12 protein-coding genes are annotated in these 15,283 nt (G+C 62.4%); 6 read left to right on the top strand and 6 right to left on the bottom strand.

What is annotated here, in order from left to right:
- Window positions 1-24: 24 nt before the first annotated feature.
- Together clpB and GOX01_RS08580 are read right to left on the bottom strand one after the other, a co-directional pair.
- Window positions 25-2,625 (bottom strand): ATP-dependent chaperone ClpB, encoded by a 2,601-nt coding sequence (gene clpB, locus GOX01_RS08575; protein ID WP_011252999.1) that lies wholly within the window; start codon window positions 2,623-2,625, stop codon window positions 25-27.
- A 91-nt stretch (window positions 2,626-2,716) separates the two neighbouring features.
- Window positions 2,717-3,796 (bottom strand): aldo/keto reductase, encoded by a 1,080-nt coding sequence (locus GOX01_RS08580; protein WP_011252998.1) that lies wholly within the window; start codon window positions 3,794-3,796, stop codon window positions 2,717-2,719.
- 198 nt (window positions 3,797-3,994) lie between these two features.
- Between GOX01_RS08580 and GOX01_RS08585 the strand changes: the two genes are divergently transcribed.
- Window positions 3,995-6,214: a S9 family peptidase gene (locus GOX01_RS08585; RefSeq protein ID WP_011252997.1), complete on the top strand. Its 2,220-nt coding sequence runs from the start codon at window positions 3,995-3,997 to the stop codon at window positions 6,212-6,214.
- Between the two features lie 77 nt (window positions 6,215-6,291).
- Here GOX01_RS08585 and grxB read toward each other — a convergent pair whose 3' ends face one another.
- Entirely contained in the window at window positions 6,292-6,945 is a 654-nt protein-coding gene (grxB, locus tag GOX01_RS08590) for a glutaredoxin 2 (protein ID WP_011252996.1), read from the bottom strand.
- Between the two features lie 49 nt (window positions 6,946-6,994).
- On the bottom strand, window positions 6,995-7,609 hold the full coding sequence (locus tag GOX01_RS08595) for a YqgE/AlgH family protein (RefSeq protein WP_024716743.1): 615 nt from the start codon (window positions 7,607-7,609) through the stop codon (window positions 6,995-6,997).
- A gap of 134 nt (window positions 7,610-7,743) precedes the next feature.
- On the opposite strand from GOX01_RS08595, the gene GOX01_RS08600 reads away from it, so the two are divergent.
- The 3 genes from GOX01_RS08600 to GOX01_RS08610 are packed head-to-tail and all read left to right on the top strand — an operon-like array spanning window position 7,744 to window position 10,479.
- A complete protein-coding gene (locus GOX01_RS08600; protein WP_011252994.1) occupies window positions 7,744-8,499 on the top strand; it encodes an SDR family NAD(P)-dependent oxidoreductase in 756 nt (251 codons plus the stop codon).
- Window positions 8,489-9,367: a polyphosphate kinase 2 family protein gene (locus tag GOX01_RS08605; RefSeq protein WP_011252993.1), complete on the top strand. Its 879-nt coding sequence runs from the start codon at window positions 8,489-8,491 to the stop codon at window positions 9,365-9,367. The genes GOX01_RS08600 and GOX01_RS08605 overlap by 11 nt, the downstream gene beginning before the upstream one ends.
- Before the next feature lie 8 nt (window positions 9,368-9,375).
- Complete coding sequence (locus tag GOX01_RS08610; RefSeq protein WP_011252992.1) at window positions 9,376-10,479, top strand: glycosyltransferase family 61 protein; 1,104 nt, start codon at window positions 9,376-9,378, stop codon at window positions 10,477-10,479.
- Between the two features lie 63 nt (window positions 10,480-10,542).
- Here GOX01_RS08610 and GOX01_RS08615 read toward each other — a convergent pair whose 3' ends face one another.
- Window positions 10,543-12,354 (bottom strand): DEAD/DEAH box helicase, encoded by a 1,812-nt coding sequence (locus GOX01_RS08615; protein ID WP_011252991.1) that lies wholly within the window; start codon window positions 12,352-12,354, stop codon window positions 10,543-10,545.
- 162 nt (window positions 12,355-12,516) lie between these two features.
- A complete protein-coding gene (locus GOX01_RS08620; RefSeq protein WP_011252990.1) occupies window positions 12,517-13,167 on the bottom strand; it encodes a class I SAM-dependent methyltransferase in 651 nt (216 codons plus the stop codon).
- Between the two features lie 84 nt (window positions 13,168-13,251).
- Between GOX01_RS08620 and dapF the strand changes: the two genes are divergently transcribed.
- Both dapF and GOX01_RS08630 read left to right on the top strand, forming a co-directional pair.
- Window positions 13,252-14,025 carry a diaminopimelate epimerase gene (gene dapF / locus GOX01_RS08625; protein ID WP_062269362.1) on the top strand — a complete coding sequence of 258 codons (774 nt, stop codon included), beginning with the start codon at window positions 13,252-13,254 and terminating at the stop codon, window positions 14,023-14,025.
- Window positions 14,022-15,224 (top strand): MiaB/RimO family radical SAM methylthiotransferase, encoded by a 1,203-nt coding sequence (locus tag GOX01_RS08630; RefSeq protein ID WP_062269346.1) that lies wholly within the window; start codon window positions 14,022-14,024, stop codon window positions 15,222-15,224. Before dapF ends, GOX01_RS08630 begins: the two co-directional genes overlap by 4 nt.
- Window positions 15,225-15,283 lie beyond the last annotated feature (59 nt).

Here is a 15,283-nt window from a genome sequence, read left to right on the forward strand (position 1 = left end):
AACCGAAACCGGTTTTGACGGGGGTCAGTCTGCCAAGACAGCTTTCCCGTCAATCGTGAGGTCCTTGTCATTGGCCGAAACCTTGACCGTTTCCCCATCATGGATGCTGCCTTCCAGCAGCAGACTGGCAAGCGGGTTCTGCAGGCTGCGCTGGATGACCCTCTTGAGCGGACGGGCACCATAGACAGGATCGTATCCTGCCGCGGCCAGCCACTCGGTTCCCTTCTCGTCCAGCTCCAAGTCGATCTTACGATCTTCCAGCAGCTTCTGCAGACGGCTGATCTGGATCTTGACGATCCGGTCCATGTCCTTGCGCTGCAAACGGGAGAACAGGATGATCTCGTCCAGACGGTTCAGGAACTCCGGCCGGAAGTGGTTGCGGACCACCTGCATAACCTGCGGACGGACTTCATCCACGGATTCACCATCCGGCAGATTGGCCAGCACTTCAGAGCCGAGGTTACTGGTCAGGACGATGATCGTGTTGCGGAAGTCCACCACGCGTCCCTGCCCGTCCGTCAGACGTCCGTCATCGAGCACCTGAAGCAGGATGTTGAAGATGTCCTCATGAGCCTTCTCCACCTCATCGAACAGGATCACCTGATAGGGACGACGGCGAACGGCCTCGGTCAGCACGCCACCTTCATCGTAACCGACATAGCCCGGAGGCGCGCCGATCAGACGGGAAACTGCGTGCTTCTCCATGAATTCGCTCATGTCGATCCGCAGCAGGGCCTTCTCGTCATCGAACAGGAACTGCGCCAGAGCCTTGGTCAGCTCCGTCTTGCCCACGCCCGTCGGGCCAAGGAACAGGAACGAACCGATCGGACGGTTGGGGTCCTGAAGACCGGCACGTGCCCGGCGCACAGCATTCGATACGGCAACCAGCGCCTGCTCCTGCCCGACCACACGCTCACGCAGCGTGTCTTCCATCCGGATCAGTTTGGCGCGCTCCCCTTCGAGCATCCGGTCCACCGGAACACCGGTCCAGCGGGAGACGACCGAAGCCACGCCCTGCTCCGTCACGGTATCGGCGAACAGTCCGCTCTTTGACGAGGCGTCCTCTTCTTCCTGAGCCTTGGCGATCTGGGCCTCAAGGTTCGGGATCAGGCCGTACATCAACTCAGACGCCTTGCCGAGATTACCCTGACGCTGCGCCACTTCCACATCGGAACGTGCCGTGTCGAGCTGTTCCTTCAGCTTCTGGATCGCGTTCACCCGATCTTTTTCGGCGTGCCATTCAGCACCCATCGCATCGGACTGTTCTTCCAGATCGGCCAGTTCCGCCTCAAGCGCGACCAGACGGTCCTTCGAGGCTGTGTCGTCCTCCTTGCGGATGGCTTCACGCTCGATCTTGAGCTGGATGATGCGGCGGTCGAGTTCGTCCAGCGCTTCCGGCTTGCTGTCGATCTGCATGCGCAGACGGCTGGCAGCCTCGTCGATCAGATCGATCGCCTTGTCCGGCAGGAAGCGGTCCGTAATGTAGCGGTTGGAAAGCGTCGCTGCCGCAACGATGGCGTTGTCCGTGATGCGGACACCATGATGGAGCTCGTACTTTTCCTTGATGCCACGCAGGATCGAGATCGTGTCGGCAACGGACGGCTCACCTACGAAGACCGGCTGGAAACGACGGGCCAGAGCCGCGTCCTTCTCAATATACTTGCGATATTCGTCGAGCGTCGTCGCGCCCACGCAGTGCAGCGTGCCACGGGCCAGTTCGGGCTTGATGAGGTTAGACGCATCCATCGCACCATCGGACCGACCGGCACCGACCAGCGTGTGCATTTCGTCGATGAAGAGGATGATCTCGCCTTCAGCGGTCTCGATTTCCTTGAGAACAGCTTTCAGACGTTCTTCGAACTCACCGCGATATTTTGCACCAGCGATCAGCGCGCCCATGTCGAGCGACAGCAGCTTCTTGTTGCGCAGGGCCTCAGGCACATCGCCATTGACGATCCGCTGTGCAAGCCCTTCGACAATGGCCGTCTTACCAACGCCCGGCTCACCGATCAGAACCGGATTGTTCTTGCTGCGACGGGCCAGGACCTGAATGGTCCGGCGGATTTCCTCGTCACGGCCGATAACCGGATCAAGCTTGCCTGCCTGCGCGACAGCGGTCACGTCACGGGCATATTTCTTCAGGGCGTCAAAGGTGTTTTCCGCCGAAGCACTCGTGACAGTCCGTCCCTTGCGGATTTCCGCAACGGCACGTTCCAGAGCAGGCGCCCCCGCCTTGCCGTCAACAAGCGCCTTGCCCGCAGGCGTATGGCTGGCAGCAATCGCCACGAGCAGACGATCCTGCGCAACATGACTGTCACCAGCGACCTTTGCCGCGGATTCAGCAGCATCGAGCAGACGCGCCAGATCCGGCGTCATCTGCGGCTGGCCCGCACCGGCACCCTGAACTTTTGGCAGTTTTGCAAGGGCTGCGTCATTGGCGGTCTGAACGACCTTCGGATCACCGCCTGCGGCACGGATCAGGCCGGATGCCGCACCCTGTTCATCATCCAGCAGGGCCTTGAGCAGATGCTCCGGCGTCAGCTGCTGGTTGTAATCCCGAAGCGCAATGGTCTGTGCGGCCTGAAGAAAGCCCTGGCTGCGTTCGGTGAAATTCTGAATGTCCATTCTCTTAAATTCCTCTCATGCCCCGTTACGGCAGCATTGATGTGCTTGGCCGCCCCCCGGAGGCAGCGGCCTGTGATTAATATTTAGGCAGTCATTTTTTCGTTTCAAGGGCCTCCCGATGACGTTTTGCCGGTCCCTGCAAAACAAGATCCGCCTTGGAGAGACGATCAAAGGCATTCCGGTTCTGATGCCAGTACGGATAGATGAGATCCGGAGCGCTGACATCGTCAAGCCGGCGAACCTGTTCCTGCGTCAGACGGAGCGACGCGGCCGCCAGATTATCCAGAAGCTGGCTTTCCTGGCGTGCGCCCAGAACCAGTGACGTGATCGCCGGCTTGTGCAGCGTCCAGGCCAGTGCCACACGGGCAGCGGAAACGCTGTGCTCTTCGGCGATCTGCACCAGAACCTCAACCGTATCGTAGAGCTTCTTCAGATCCCGGACTTCCGGCTCAGGCCAGCCGGAAATGCGGCGGGAATCTTCCGGCGCCGTCTTGCCGCGCCGGTATTTGCCCGTCAGCAACCCACAGGCGAGCGGACTCCAGACCTGCACGCCCAATCCCTGATCGACGGCGAGCGGCAGCAGTTCATATTCGGCGTCGCGGGCTTCCAGCGAGTAATAAAGCTGCTGACTGACCGGCGCGATCAGACGGTCCCGCTCGGCGGCGCCCAGCAGTTTCATGGCCTGCCAGCCCGCAAAATTGGAAATCCCCGCATAGCGGATCTTGCCCTGATCGCGCAGGGTCTGGAGCGCCTCAAGCGTCTCCTCGACCGGCGTCAGACCATCCCATTCATGCAGATAATAGAGATCGATGTGATCGCGCCCCAGGCGACGCAGACTGTCGTCGCAGGCATTGAGGATATGGTGACGCGACAGACCCTGTTCGTTCGGCCCTTTTCCCGTTGGGAAACGCACCTTGCTGGTCACGAGCAGTTCGCGGCTGCGCCCCTGAAGGACGCGGCCGAGAATTTCCTCGGCTTCACCGCCGGAATAGGCATCGGCCGTATCAAACATGTTCACGCCGTGCTCGACGCAGATGTCCACCATGCGGGTCGCTTCGGCGATGTCCACCTTGCCGGTGGCGGCAAAATTGCCCTGTCCGCCGAACGTCACCGATCCGAAATTGAGTGCTGAAATCTTGAGGCCCGAGCGACCAAGCTGACGATACTGCATATCCATCAGGCTCCTTCTTGCTGAGACATACCACGATACACAACACACGAACCCGGGATCGGTCCCGGTAAAATCGCCCCCGCTCCCATAAACGTGAGAAGGGGGCGTTCCTCTCTTTTGGAAACCCTGTTCACAAACGACGGCCCGGTCCATGATCGACGTCAAAATCCTGTCCGTCGTCATGCTTACGGAGATGCAATGCTGTCACGTCCCCTGCGCCTTCCCCTGCGCCGAACCCTTCTGGCCTGCGCCATCCTGTCGCCGCTGCTGTCAGCCGGCGCCCTTCAGGCCACAGAACCTCCCGCCTGCATGGTCGATCTCGCAAAGACCCGGAATGGCTCACTTGGTCTGCCCAATCACGCCGAAGTCACGCCAGATGGGCATTCCGTCCTGTTCCTGCGCTCGGGGCCGTTCGACACGCATCTGCATCTTTACCGCTACGACCTGCCCGACCATTCGCTGCATGAACTGGCTGCCCCCGCCTCGGGTCCGGAGCATCTGTCGGTCGAGGAAAAGGCCCGGCGTGAACGGGCGCGCCAGATCATGTCGGGCATCACCGACTATCAGATGAGCGAGGACGGCGGCACGGTTCTGGCATCTCAGGGCGGGCAGCTTGAACGCATCGCCACCGATGACGGCCGTGTCACGCCGATTGAAGGTCAGTGGATTGCCCCGCGCCTTTCCCCGGACGGGCTGACCCTTGCCGCGGTGCGGGACAATGACCTGTACAGCGTCGATCTCGTCAGTGGCCACGAGACACGCCTGACGACGGGCGGCAGCGACACCCTGACGCATGGTCTCGCCGAATTTGCCGCGGCTGAAGAACTGGAGCGCGCGGATGGCGCCTGGTGGTCTCCTGACAGCAAGACCATCCTGTTCGAGGAAGCCGATAACAGCGACGTCGAAAAGCATTACATCACCAATCCCGAAACCCCGCAGACCGAGCCTGTCTCGTTCCGCTATCCCCGCGCCGGGACAAACAACGCGAAAACGCGCTTTGGTCTCGTGGACGCAAAAGGCGGCCCGGTCCGCTGGATTTCCTGGGATCACGAGACATGGCCCTATCTTGGTCGCGTGGTCTGGCGGAAGAACGGTCCTCTCGCCGTCGTGCTGCTCAACCGTGCCCAGACGCAGGAACAGCTTCTCACGATCGACCCTGCAACCGGCGCCACCCATCTCCTGCTCGCCCAGTCCGACCCCGCCTGGATCGAACTGGACCCGCGCGCGGCCTCCGGCGGACACAGCCTCCCCGTCTTCCTCGCCAATAATGCCGGTTTCCTGTGGGCCGCCGACCGGGGCAAGGACTGGCAGCTCGAACTCCATGCGCCTGATGGGAAACTCCAACGCGTCCTGACGCCCCCCAGCCTGTCCTATGTCGCCTTCGACGATTACGACGCCGAACACAACACGATCACCGTGACGGTCCGGACCACCCGGCTGGACAATGAGGTCGTGCATATCGACCTTGCAACCGGTGCCGTAACGCCGTTCGTGACGGAGCGTGGCATCCATAATGTCCATGTCACGAATGGCACGCATACGGCCATGGTGGACACATTCGCCAGCGCGAATGGCACGCGCCAGACGCTGGTCCGGAATGAGAACGGTCATGTCATCGCGACACTGCCCAGCGTGGCACAGCCGCCGAAACTTCCGGTTCATGTCGAGTTCACGACGGCCGGTCCGCGTGAGTTCGATGCGGCTATCATCCGCCCGGAAAACTTCAGCGCCTCAAAACGCTATCCGGTTGTGCTGTCGGTCTATGCCGGTCCGGGCTCCAAGATGGTCCATGACACGCCGACCTCCTATCTCGATGACCAGTGCCTGGCCAATCAGGGCTATATCGTCGTCACGCTTGATGGGCGCGGAACGCCGGGACGTGATCATGATTTTGAGCGCGCCATCAAGGGCAACCTGATCGACCTGCCGCTTCAGGACCAGATCGACGGACTTCAGGCGCTCGGCAAGCGCCATCATGAAATGGATCTCTCCCGCGTCGGCGTGCATGGCTGGTCCTTTGGCGGCTATTTCACCGCCATGGCGACCATCCGCCGTCCGGACGTGTTCAAGGTTGGCGTCGCGGGGGCGCCTCCCGTCGATTTCGCGGATTACGACACGGCCTATACCGAGCGTTATCTCGGCACGCCACAGGAAGACCCGGAAGGTTATCGCAAGAGCAACGTCCTGACCTATGCCGACACGCTGAAACAGCCTCTGCTGCTCATGCACGGCATTACGGATGACAATGTCTATTTCGAGAACACCATGAAGCTGACGCAGGCCCTGCTTCATGCCGGCAAACCTTATGACCTGCTGCTGCTGCCGGGCACGCACATGCTGCCTGATCCAGTTATTCGCGCCCGGGTGGCCGAACGGCGCGCGCAATTCCTGAGCACGGTTCTCCAGCCCGGAAAATAACGTTCCGTCATACAGACATAAAAAGGGGGCCGGATCACACGATCCGGCCCCCTTATTTTTGTAAGGCTTGTCTGAAATCAGACGGCGATATCGTCGAACAGACCCACGCCAGAGCGTGCGGCCATGGCCTGTCGGTAGGCTTCGACCTCGGCCGGATATACGACGCCCCGGATCAGCGACATGCTGTGCAGATGCGCATAAAGATGGATGTCATCCGTGGAGAGTTCGCCATTCACGGCCTCGGGCGAACGGATGAGCGGCGCCAGTTCCTTCAGCATCGCATTCAGCTGCGTGAGCTCGTCGGTCTTTTCTTCCAGAAGGGCACTGAACGAACCCACAGACGGCTCCTTGCGCCGGATGAAGCCAGCACGCGCGGATGTCGTCGCAAATTCCGGCAGAGGAGCCGCCGCAGCGCGGGGCAGGAACAGGCGATAGAGCGGCGTTCCCGCCTTCTTCAGCCAGGCCGCGATCTCGGGACGAGTCTCACCCGTCAGGACAGGGGTTCCGATCGCATCGATATGGGCGACGATATCCATGCTTTCGGGCATGAATGTCCCGTTTTCCTCCAGGATGGGCACAACCTTGCGGCCGACCATGCGGACCGGGCCGTCAACATCGTCATTGAGCAGGATGCGCTGCTCATACGGGATGTTCTTCAGCCCGAAGATCATCCGCGCTTTGGTGCAGAACGGGCAGTGTTCATAGATGTAAAGGATATGGGGTGTGCTCATGCTGCCCTCCTGTGTCTGGTGGATCATTTCTGCGGAACAGGACGCCTTTTCAGGCTTCCCCGACCGAGGACGAAAGAAGAAGCGGGTCAAAATCTATGGCGACGAGGGCCTGTCGCCATTTTTTCGCATGATCGGTTCCGAACACGATCTCGTCGGTCGCAGGCGCGATGAACCATGAACTGTCGCGCAGGATTTCCTCTTCGAGCTGCCCCGGCGCCCAGGCGGCATGTCCGAGCGCCATCACGGCCTGTCTGGGGCCATGCCCCGCGGCGATCTCACGCAGGATGTCCAGACTGGCGGTCAGGGTCGTATGCCCATCGACATCCAGACTCCCCTCCCCCGCCCAGTCCGCCGAGTGCAGGACAAACCCACGGGCATGCTCGACCGGGCCGCCCATGCACACACCGATCCGGCGTTCAGGGGGGCTGGGTTCGATTCCCAGCTGGGCGAACAGGTCATCCAGCCCCGGCTGGGACAGGCGCCTGTTGACGATCAGTCCCATCGCGCCGTCCTGCTCCGAATGGGCACAGAGATAGATCACCGTCCGTTCAAAGAACGTCTCCGCCAGTGCAGGCGCAGCCACGAGCAGTTTTCCCGTAAGACCGAGTTCCATGAGACCGGCGTCTGTCAGGTTGTCATTCCGTCCGTCGAGTGTTTTCTTCATGCCTGCCAACATGGGTGCATCCCTTCCTGTATTGCAAGCGTTTGCCTTCAGGAGTGTTAATGACATCCAATGTCACTGACCTGGGTATCCCGTGCCGCCCCTGCCGGGTGCGGCCTGTCCGTCTGGAGATTGCCATGCCTCTCACCGTCCTCGTCACCGGCGCAACCGCAGGTTTCGGTCACGCCATAGCAACGCGCCTCGTCCGCGAAGGTCACCGTGTCATCGCGACCGGCCGCCGCAAGGAACGTCTGGAAGCCCTCAAGGACGAACTGGGCGAGAGCGTCCTTCCCTATACGCTCGACATGACCGACCGTGAGGCCCTGCGCGCCCTGCCGGCCGCGCTGCCCGAGGAGTGGCAGGATATCGACGTGCTGGTGAACAACGCCGGTCTCGCACTCGGCATGGAGCCGGCGCAGGATGCCGAGCCCGACAACTGGGAATCGATGATCGCCACGAACGTTTCGGGCGTCGTGGAGCTGACCCGCGCGCTCCTGCCGGGGATGGTCCAGCGCAATACGGGCTACATCATCGCACTGGGCAGCACGGCCGGGACCTATCCCTACACCGGCGGCAACGTCTATGGCGCGACCAAGGCCTTCGTGCACCAGTTCACCCAGAACCTGCGCACGGATCTGCTCGGCACCCGCATCCGCGTGACGAATATCGAACCCGGCCTGTGTGGCGGCAGCGAGTTCAGCAACGTGCGTCTGGGCGATGATGCCAAGGCGGCCGCTGTCTACAAGGACACGACGCCGCTGACGCCCGAAGACATCGCCGGGACCGTCTCCTGGCTGATTGGCCTGCCCTGGCATGTGAACGTCAATTATCTGGAAATGATGCCGGTCTGTCAGGCCTCGGGTGGACTTGCGGTGAACCGTCATGTCGGCTGAAACCGGGCTTCCTTCCCAACTTCGCATTACGGACGGAAAGAAGTTCCTTCTGTCCTCCATCGCGACGAACGACAAGCTCGGCCGCCAGAAGAACACATCCCGCACCCGGATCCGCGACTGCGTGGACCGGATGTCCGTCCTGCAGCAGCGGCTCGCGGCCTATGCCACCCACGGCATTCTGGTCGTGCTTCAGGGTATGGACACCGCCGGCAAGGATGGGGCGATCCGTCATGCTTTCTCCGGCCTGAATCCGCAGGGCGTGCATGTCACGTCCTTCAAGGCTCCCGTCGGCATTGCCACACGTCATGACGATCTGTGGCGCATCCATCTTGCCGTGCCGTCGCGCGGGGAGATCGGTATTTTCAACCGCAGCCATTATGAAGATGTCCTGGTGGAGCGCGTGCATCCGGACATGGTGCGGGCGCGCGGGCTCGACCCTGATCTTCCGGATTTCTGGGATCACCGTCTCGGCGATCTGCGCAATTTCGAGAGCTATCTGCGTCGGCAGAACATCATCGTCCTCAAGCTGTTCCTGCATATTTCACCCGAAGAGCAGCGGCAGCGCCTGCTCAAGCGGCTGGACCATCCGGAAAAGCGCTGGAAGTTCAGCCCGTCGGACCTGAAGGAACGCGAGTTCTGGCCGCATTATACCGCAGCCTACGAAGAAGCCATCCGTGCGACCGCAACGCCGGACGCCCCCTGGATCGTCATTCCGGCGGACCATAAATGGCTCGCCCGCGTGCTTGTGGCCGAGGCTTTGCTGGATACGCTGGAAAGCCTGCACCTCAAGGAGCCGGAACAGAAAATGTCCGATGCGCTCAAGGAGGCCCAGCAGGCCCTGCTCAAAGGCGCGGCCAAGACCGTCTGACCCTGACCATGCCACTTTTCTCCCGTCTCAGGCGCCTGTTCTCTCCACCAGCCGGCCCCTCCGGTCTGGCGGAGATCGCACGTAGCACGACCATTCTCGAAACCTGTCCCGTCCGACCGGTTCCCGCGCCCTGCGCCTCTGCCCTGAGCCATCCGGAACGCAACCCGTTCCGGGACTGGGAGAGCATGCCGGTTACGGTCAGTCAGTTCGCCCTGCGCGACGTCGTGCTGGACCAGCCGCTGATGACGCTGCTGCATGCAGGTTATCCGGTCACTGAAACCGCCTATGTCCAGGATCCGGAGGCCGTGCGTAACCTGAAGCTGCGTTCTGCGGATATCGTCCGCTGCGCACCCTTCAAGGGCGTGACCGCAAGCTGTGTCGATCACTGGGCTTCGAACTTTTATCACTGGGTCGCTCATACGGTCCCCACCCTGCATGTCCTGTCCCAGGCAGGCAGGCCGGTGCGCCTTGGCCTGCCCGAACATATGCATCCGTGGCAGTTCGAGACGCTGGAGCTTTTTGGACTAAACGGTGACGCCCATATCCGTCTGCAGCAAGGGCGGCAGTACGCCTTCCAAGCCCTCGACTATATCGCCTTCGTCAATGGCAGCGCCGATTTCGCTGTCTCCGACCTGTCACGCGCCGCCTATGCACGGCTGCGTCAGGCCGCAGGTGCCACAACGCCATCTGCCGGACGACGGCTCTATATCGAGCGTGGCAGTTCGGCCAACCGGCATGTTCCTAACGAAGCCGAACTGGCGGCAGGGCTGGAAAAACTCGGCTTCGAGCGCGTGCATCCCGAAACGCTGTCGCTATCCGAGCAGATCCGTCTGTTCAGCGACGCCGGGATGGTCATGGGGATGCTGGGGGCCGGCATGGCTAATATCGCCTGGTGTCAGCCGGGAACGCTCGTTTACGAACTCGTTCCGTCCCATCACATCAATCCCTGTTTTGCCGCCATGGCGACACAGGGCGGGCTGAAATACTGGGCGGATGTCTTCGAGACAGGGGCGGCACGGGAAAACCATACGGACGATGCCGCCATCCCGCTTTCGGTCGCAGACATCCTTGACCGCGTCCGGGAACTGGTAGCTCTTCTTCCCGACGCCTGAAAAAACAACCCCGCCGGAGACCTGCTCCGGCGGGGTTCTGTTTCTTAGATCCTGAAAGACGGATCAAGAACGGCGCTTGCGGCTCGAACCGTCACCGCGCGGACCGTCACCGGCTGCGGGCTTCGGACGGCCATAGCCCGAACCGCCGCGGCCCTTGTAACCACCGCCGGCACCACCGCGCGGACCGCCCTTGAAGCCACCGCCCGAACGGCCACCGCCGCCAAAGCGCTTGCCTTCACCCGGGTTGCGGCCACGGGGACCCATGCCACCGGCAGGGGCCTCGGACGGCTCGATCGTCACTTCGTCGGCTTCCGCGCCGGCGAGGCAGGACTTGAAGCGGGCCACGCTCTCATCCGCGATCTGGAAATAGGTCTGTTCCTGATCGATGCGGATGCTGCCGATCTCACGCTTCTGCACGCCACCCAGACGGCAGATCAGCGGGATCAACCATTTCGGATCAGCACGTTCGGTGCGACCAACGCCCATCTTGAACCACTCACCGGACATGGTGTGCTCTTCACGCGGTGCACGCTCGCCACGCTCCGTACGGCGCGGAGCCTCGACGGACATCGGGCGGATCTGCTCGACCTTCGGCAGACGCGCACGATACAGACCGACCAGCGCGGCTGCGAGCTTGGTGGCGTCGTACTTCTCGACCAGCTGGTTGACCAGCTCGTCGGACATGTCGTCCACGGCGTTCGTCAGGATCGGATCGTGCATCAGGCGCGTCTTGTCCTGCTCGGCAATGGCATCGGCCGTGGGAACGGCTTCCCATTCGGCCTGGATCTTCGCCATCTGAAGCAGGCGCTCGGCCCGGCGGCGCTGGTTCAGCGGAACCATCAGAACGCTGGTGCCCTTGCGGCCTGCACGACCCGTACGGCCCGAACGATGCAGCAGGGTCTCGGCAGCCGTCGGGATGCTTGCATGGATCACGAGGCTCAGCGCCGGCACGTCAATGCCGCGTGCTGCAACGTCGGTCGCAACGCAGACCCGGGCCTGACCGGAGCGCAGGCTCTCGATCGCACGGCTGCGCTCGTTCTGGCCCATCTCGCCGGAAATGGCGACGGAGGCGAAACCGCGCTCCAGAAGAGCAGCCTGGACCTGGTTGACCATCATGCGGGTGTTGCAGAACACCATGGCCGTCGGGCTCTCGTAGAAACGCAGCACGTTGACGAGCGAGCGTTCGATTTCCTGCGGCTGCGTGATGACGCAGCGATAGGTGATGTCGGAATGCTGCTTGGCACCCGACACCGTGTCGATCCGCTCGGCATTCTTCTGGTAACGGCGTGCCAGCGAAGCGATCTCGCGGGCGATCGTTGCGGAGAACAGCAGCGTACGGCGCTCGGCCGGGGCGGCATCGAGAAGCTGCTCCAGCTCCTCGCGGAAGCCCATGTCCAGCATTTCGTCGGCTTCGTCGAGCACGACGCAACGCAGGGCGGACAGGTCAAGCGAGCCACGCGACAGGTGATCGCACAGACGGCCGGGAGTTCCGACCACGATATGGGCGCCGCGGTTCAGCTCACGGGCTTCACTGCGGGCATCGGTGCCGCCAATGCAGCTCGCGATGCGGGCGCCGGTTTCGGCATAAAGCCATTTGAGTTCGGACTGGACCTGAAGCGCCAGCTCACGCGTCGGCGCAATCACAAGCGCCATGGGCTGAGGGGACGGCGGAAGGCGATCGGCGTCTCCGAGCAGGGTCGGAGCGATGGCCAGGCCGAAGGCGACGGTCTTGCCCGACCCCGTCTGCGCGGAAACCAGCAGGTCGCGCTCGTCCAGCCCCGGCTGCAGAACTGCTTCCTGAACAGGAGTCAGCTGTTCGTAGCCACGTGCCTCAAGGGCGCGCTTAAGGGCAGGATGGGTATCGGGAAAAGGCATATTTTATGAACACTCGGCAAACGTCACGCCGACGACAGGATGCGGCGGCTGGAATGCCGCTGCATAAAGACTTCCAGCCGAAAATGCCAGAAAGAACGTATGGAAGGCTTTTTCTTGTTCTTCCCGCTCCGTCCGGCACCCGCGACGCAGTCCCTGCCCTGTTCAGTTCCTCGGCTTGCGCCCGATCACCGCATGCACCGTATCGCGCCATGCCGTGAGGTCCTCAGGCGGCACGACCTCGCCCGTATCCAGTTCGGCCAGCCCGGCGCGGGACATCAGCACACTGGCCAGACGCACGCGATCCGCCGGCTCAAGCGCCTGCCAGATCGCCACGGCTTTCACCGCATGGAACTGGTCGGAAAACGTCAGGATCAGCGGCGCACCGGGCTTGAGGACACGTACGACTTCCGTCAGCACGGCCAGCGGCTGCGTCAGATAGGCCAGCCCGTCGCAGAGTGTTACGGCATCGAAGCTGTCATCCTCGAAAGGCAGCGTCGTGACTTCGTTAAGGTCCTGCACCACACGCTCGCCCAGCACGGGATTGGAATCCAGGGCACTCTTGGAGATCCCGAGCCCGACCACGCGCTGGAATGTCGCTTCCTCGGGATAATGGCTGAGCGCGCCTGCCATCAGATCCAGCACCGCTCCACCGACCGGCAAGGCCGTCTGATACAGGGCCGTCACGGCAGTCCGCGCGCCCATATCCATCAGCGAATCCGGCACGCGCTGGGCATAGAAAATCGTGTCGGGCTCGCTGTTGGCGCGCGTGAACGCCGCTGCGTGCATTCCTTCAAGCTGTTCCGGGCCGCTCATGTCCACTCCTTCTGATCCAGCAGCCGAAATGAGGGCATGTTCCCCGTGCGTCAACCCGCGGGATGCTTTATGAGAGGCGCCATCATGACCCTCTCCTTCACGAAAATGCACGGTCTGGGCAACGATTTCGTCGTGATCGACGGCCGCCAGAACGATCCCGCCCTTGATACTGCGACGATCCGCCATCTATGCGACCGGCGCTTCGGAATCGGCTGCGACCAGCTTGTCCTACTGACGCCGCCGACGCTGGCAGGGGCAGACGTGCATGTCCGTTTCTTCAATCCGGACGGTTCGGAGGCCGGGGCCTGCGGCAATGCATCGCGCTGCGTGGCGAAGTTCGTCGGCGGCACTCCGACGCTCCAGACGGCCGCCGGCCTCCTCCCCACGGCACAGGATGGCGATCTCTTCACGGTCGATATGGGCGCGCCCCGACTGGACTGGCAGGATGTGCCATTGTCCAAGGCCTGTGACACGCTGCACCTGCCATTGCATGACGCGGCCGCCTGCTCGATGGGAAATCCGCACGCCACGCTGTTCGGTGACGCTTCCCGCGCAGAAACGCTGGGACCGGGCCTCGAACGCGATCCCCTCTTCCCGGAACGCGCCAATATCGGTTTTGCGCAGATCCTCTCCCCGACACACATGCGTCTGCGCGTCTGGGAGCGTGGCGCTGGCCTGACGCTCGCCTGTGGATCGGGTGCCTGTGCTGCGGTCGTAAACACTGTTCGTCGCGGCCTGACAGAACGGACCTGCACGGTCACGATGGATGGCGGAGACCTGCGCATTACATGGCGCGAAGACGAACATGTTCTCATGACAGGCCCCGCCGTCACGGTCTTCCACGGGACAACCGCGTGACAGCGTCCGTCCTGACCTTCGGCTGCCGCCTCAACGCCCATGAAAGCGACGGCATAGCCCACCACGCGCGCGGGCAGGACGACACGATCATCGTCAATACCTGCGCCGTGACGACCACAGCCGAACGACAGGCCCGGCAGGCCATCCGGCGCGCGCATCGTGAGAATCCGGACGCAAAGATCGTCGTAACGGGTTGTGCTTCCGACATCGCACCGGATCGCTGGGCCGGGTTGCCGGGCGTTGTCCGCGTGGTGCCCAACGAAGACAAGCTCAAGCCAGCCATCTGGGGTGACACCAGCGCAGGCCTGCCGCCATCCCGTCACGCGCGCGCCCTCCTTCAGGTCCAGCAGGGCTGCGATCACCGCTGCACTTTCTGCATCATTCCGTATGGTCGCGGAGATTCCCGATCCACTCCCGTTGAAGACGCCATCGCGCGCGCCGAAGCGCTTGTCGAAGCCGGGCATCAGGAAATCGTCCTGACCGGCGTGGACATCGCCTCATGGCAAGGGTCCGGGGGCAAGGGACTGGGCGCGTTGTGTCGCGAACTGCTGCGCCGTGTGGACGGCGTACGGCGACTGCGCCTGTCTTCCATCGACCCTGTCCTTCTTGATGCGCAAACCGGGGACGCGGATTTGTGGTGGCTTCTGGAAAACGAACCCCGCCTGATGCCGCATCTGCACCTGTCCCTGCAGGCCGGCTCGGACCTCATTCTTAAGCGCATGAAGCGCCGCCATGATACGGCAGGGGTCGCGGCAACATTACGCCGTGTTCGATCCATACGCCCGGAGACAGGCGTTGGCGCCGATCTGATCGCGGGCTTTCCCACGGAAACGAATGCCCTGTTCGAAGAGACCCGCGCCTTTATCGAAGAGCAGCAGATCCCCTTCCTGCATGTCTTCCCTTACAGCGAACGCCCCGGCACGCCCGCCGCCCGCATGCCGGCCGTCCCCAATGCCGAACGCCAGAAACGCGCGGCCTGTCTGCGCGATATCGGCGAGGCAAACCGTGACCGTTTCCTGCAACGCCTCATCGGCACCGACTTCGATATTCTGGCCGAGACGCCGGATCGCGGCCACTCGCCGGAATTTGCCGCCGTGCGCCTGACCGGAACCGCGCCTGCGCCACTCCGGGGCAGTTTCGTGCCTGTTCGCGCCACAGGACTGGAAAACGGAACACTTCTGGCCGAAATCCGCAGCTGAAACGCGCTCAGATCTTCCTATACCCTTGACGTTCGGGCCGACCTGTCCGAACTCCCTTG

It is taken from the genome of Gluconobacter oxydans (genome assembly GCF_006539685.1).
GTDB classification, from domain to species: domain Bacteria; phylum Pseudomonadota; class Alphaproteobacteria; order Acetobacterales; family Acetobacteraceae; genus Gluconobacter; species Gluconobacter oxydans.

Excerpts from the sequence above, each read along its gene's own strand:
- clpB (WP_011252999.1), bottom strand. The coding sequence starts at position 2,625 with ATGGACATTCAGAATTTCACCGAACGCAGCCAGGGCTTTCTTCAGGCC.
- GOX01_RS08600 (WP_011252994.1), top strand. The coding sequence starts at position 7,744 with ATGCCTCTCACCGTCCTCGTCACCGGCGCAACCGCAGGTTTCGGTCAC.
- dapF (WP_062269362.1), top strand. The coding sequence starts at position 13,252 with ATGACCCTCTCCTTCACGAAAATGCACGGTCTGGGCAACGATTTCGTC.
- GOX01_RS08605 (WP_011252993.1), top strand. The coding sequence starts at position 8,489 with ATGTCGGCTGAAACCGGGCTTCCTTCCCAACTTCGCATTACGGACGGA.
- GOX01_RS08620 (WP_011252990.1), bottom strand. The coding sequence starts at position 13,167 with ATGAGCGGCCCGGAACAGCTTGAAGGAATGCACGCAGCGGCGTTCACG.
- GOX01_RS08580 (WP_011252998.1), bottom strand. The coding sequence starts at position 3,796 with ATGCAGTATCGTCAGCTTGGTCGCTCGGGCCTCAAGATTTCAGCACTC.
- GOX01_RS08595 (WP_024716743.1), bottom strand. The coding sequence starts at position 7,609 with ATGAAGAAAACACTCGACGGACGGAATGACAACCTGACAGACGCCGGT.
- GOX01_RS08585 (WP_011252997.1), top strand. The coding sequence starts at position 3,995 with ATGCTGTCACGTCCCCTGCGCCTTCCCCTGCGCCGAACCCTTCTGGCC.
- grxB (WP_011252996.1), bottom strand. The coding sequence starts at position 6,945 with ATGAGCACACCCCATATCCTTTACATCTATGAACACTGCCCGTTCTGC.
- GOX01_RS08610 (WP_011252992.1), top strand. The coding sequence starts at position 9,376 with ATGCCACTTTTCTCCCGTCTCAGGCGCCTGTTCTCTCCACCAGCCGGC.
- GOX01_RS08615 (WP_011252991.1), bottom strand. The coding sequence starts at position 12,354 with ATGCCTTTTCCCGATACCCATCCTGCCCTTAAGCGCGCCCTTGAGGCA.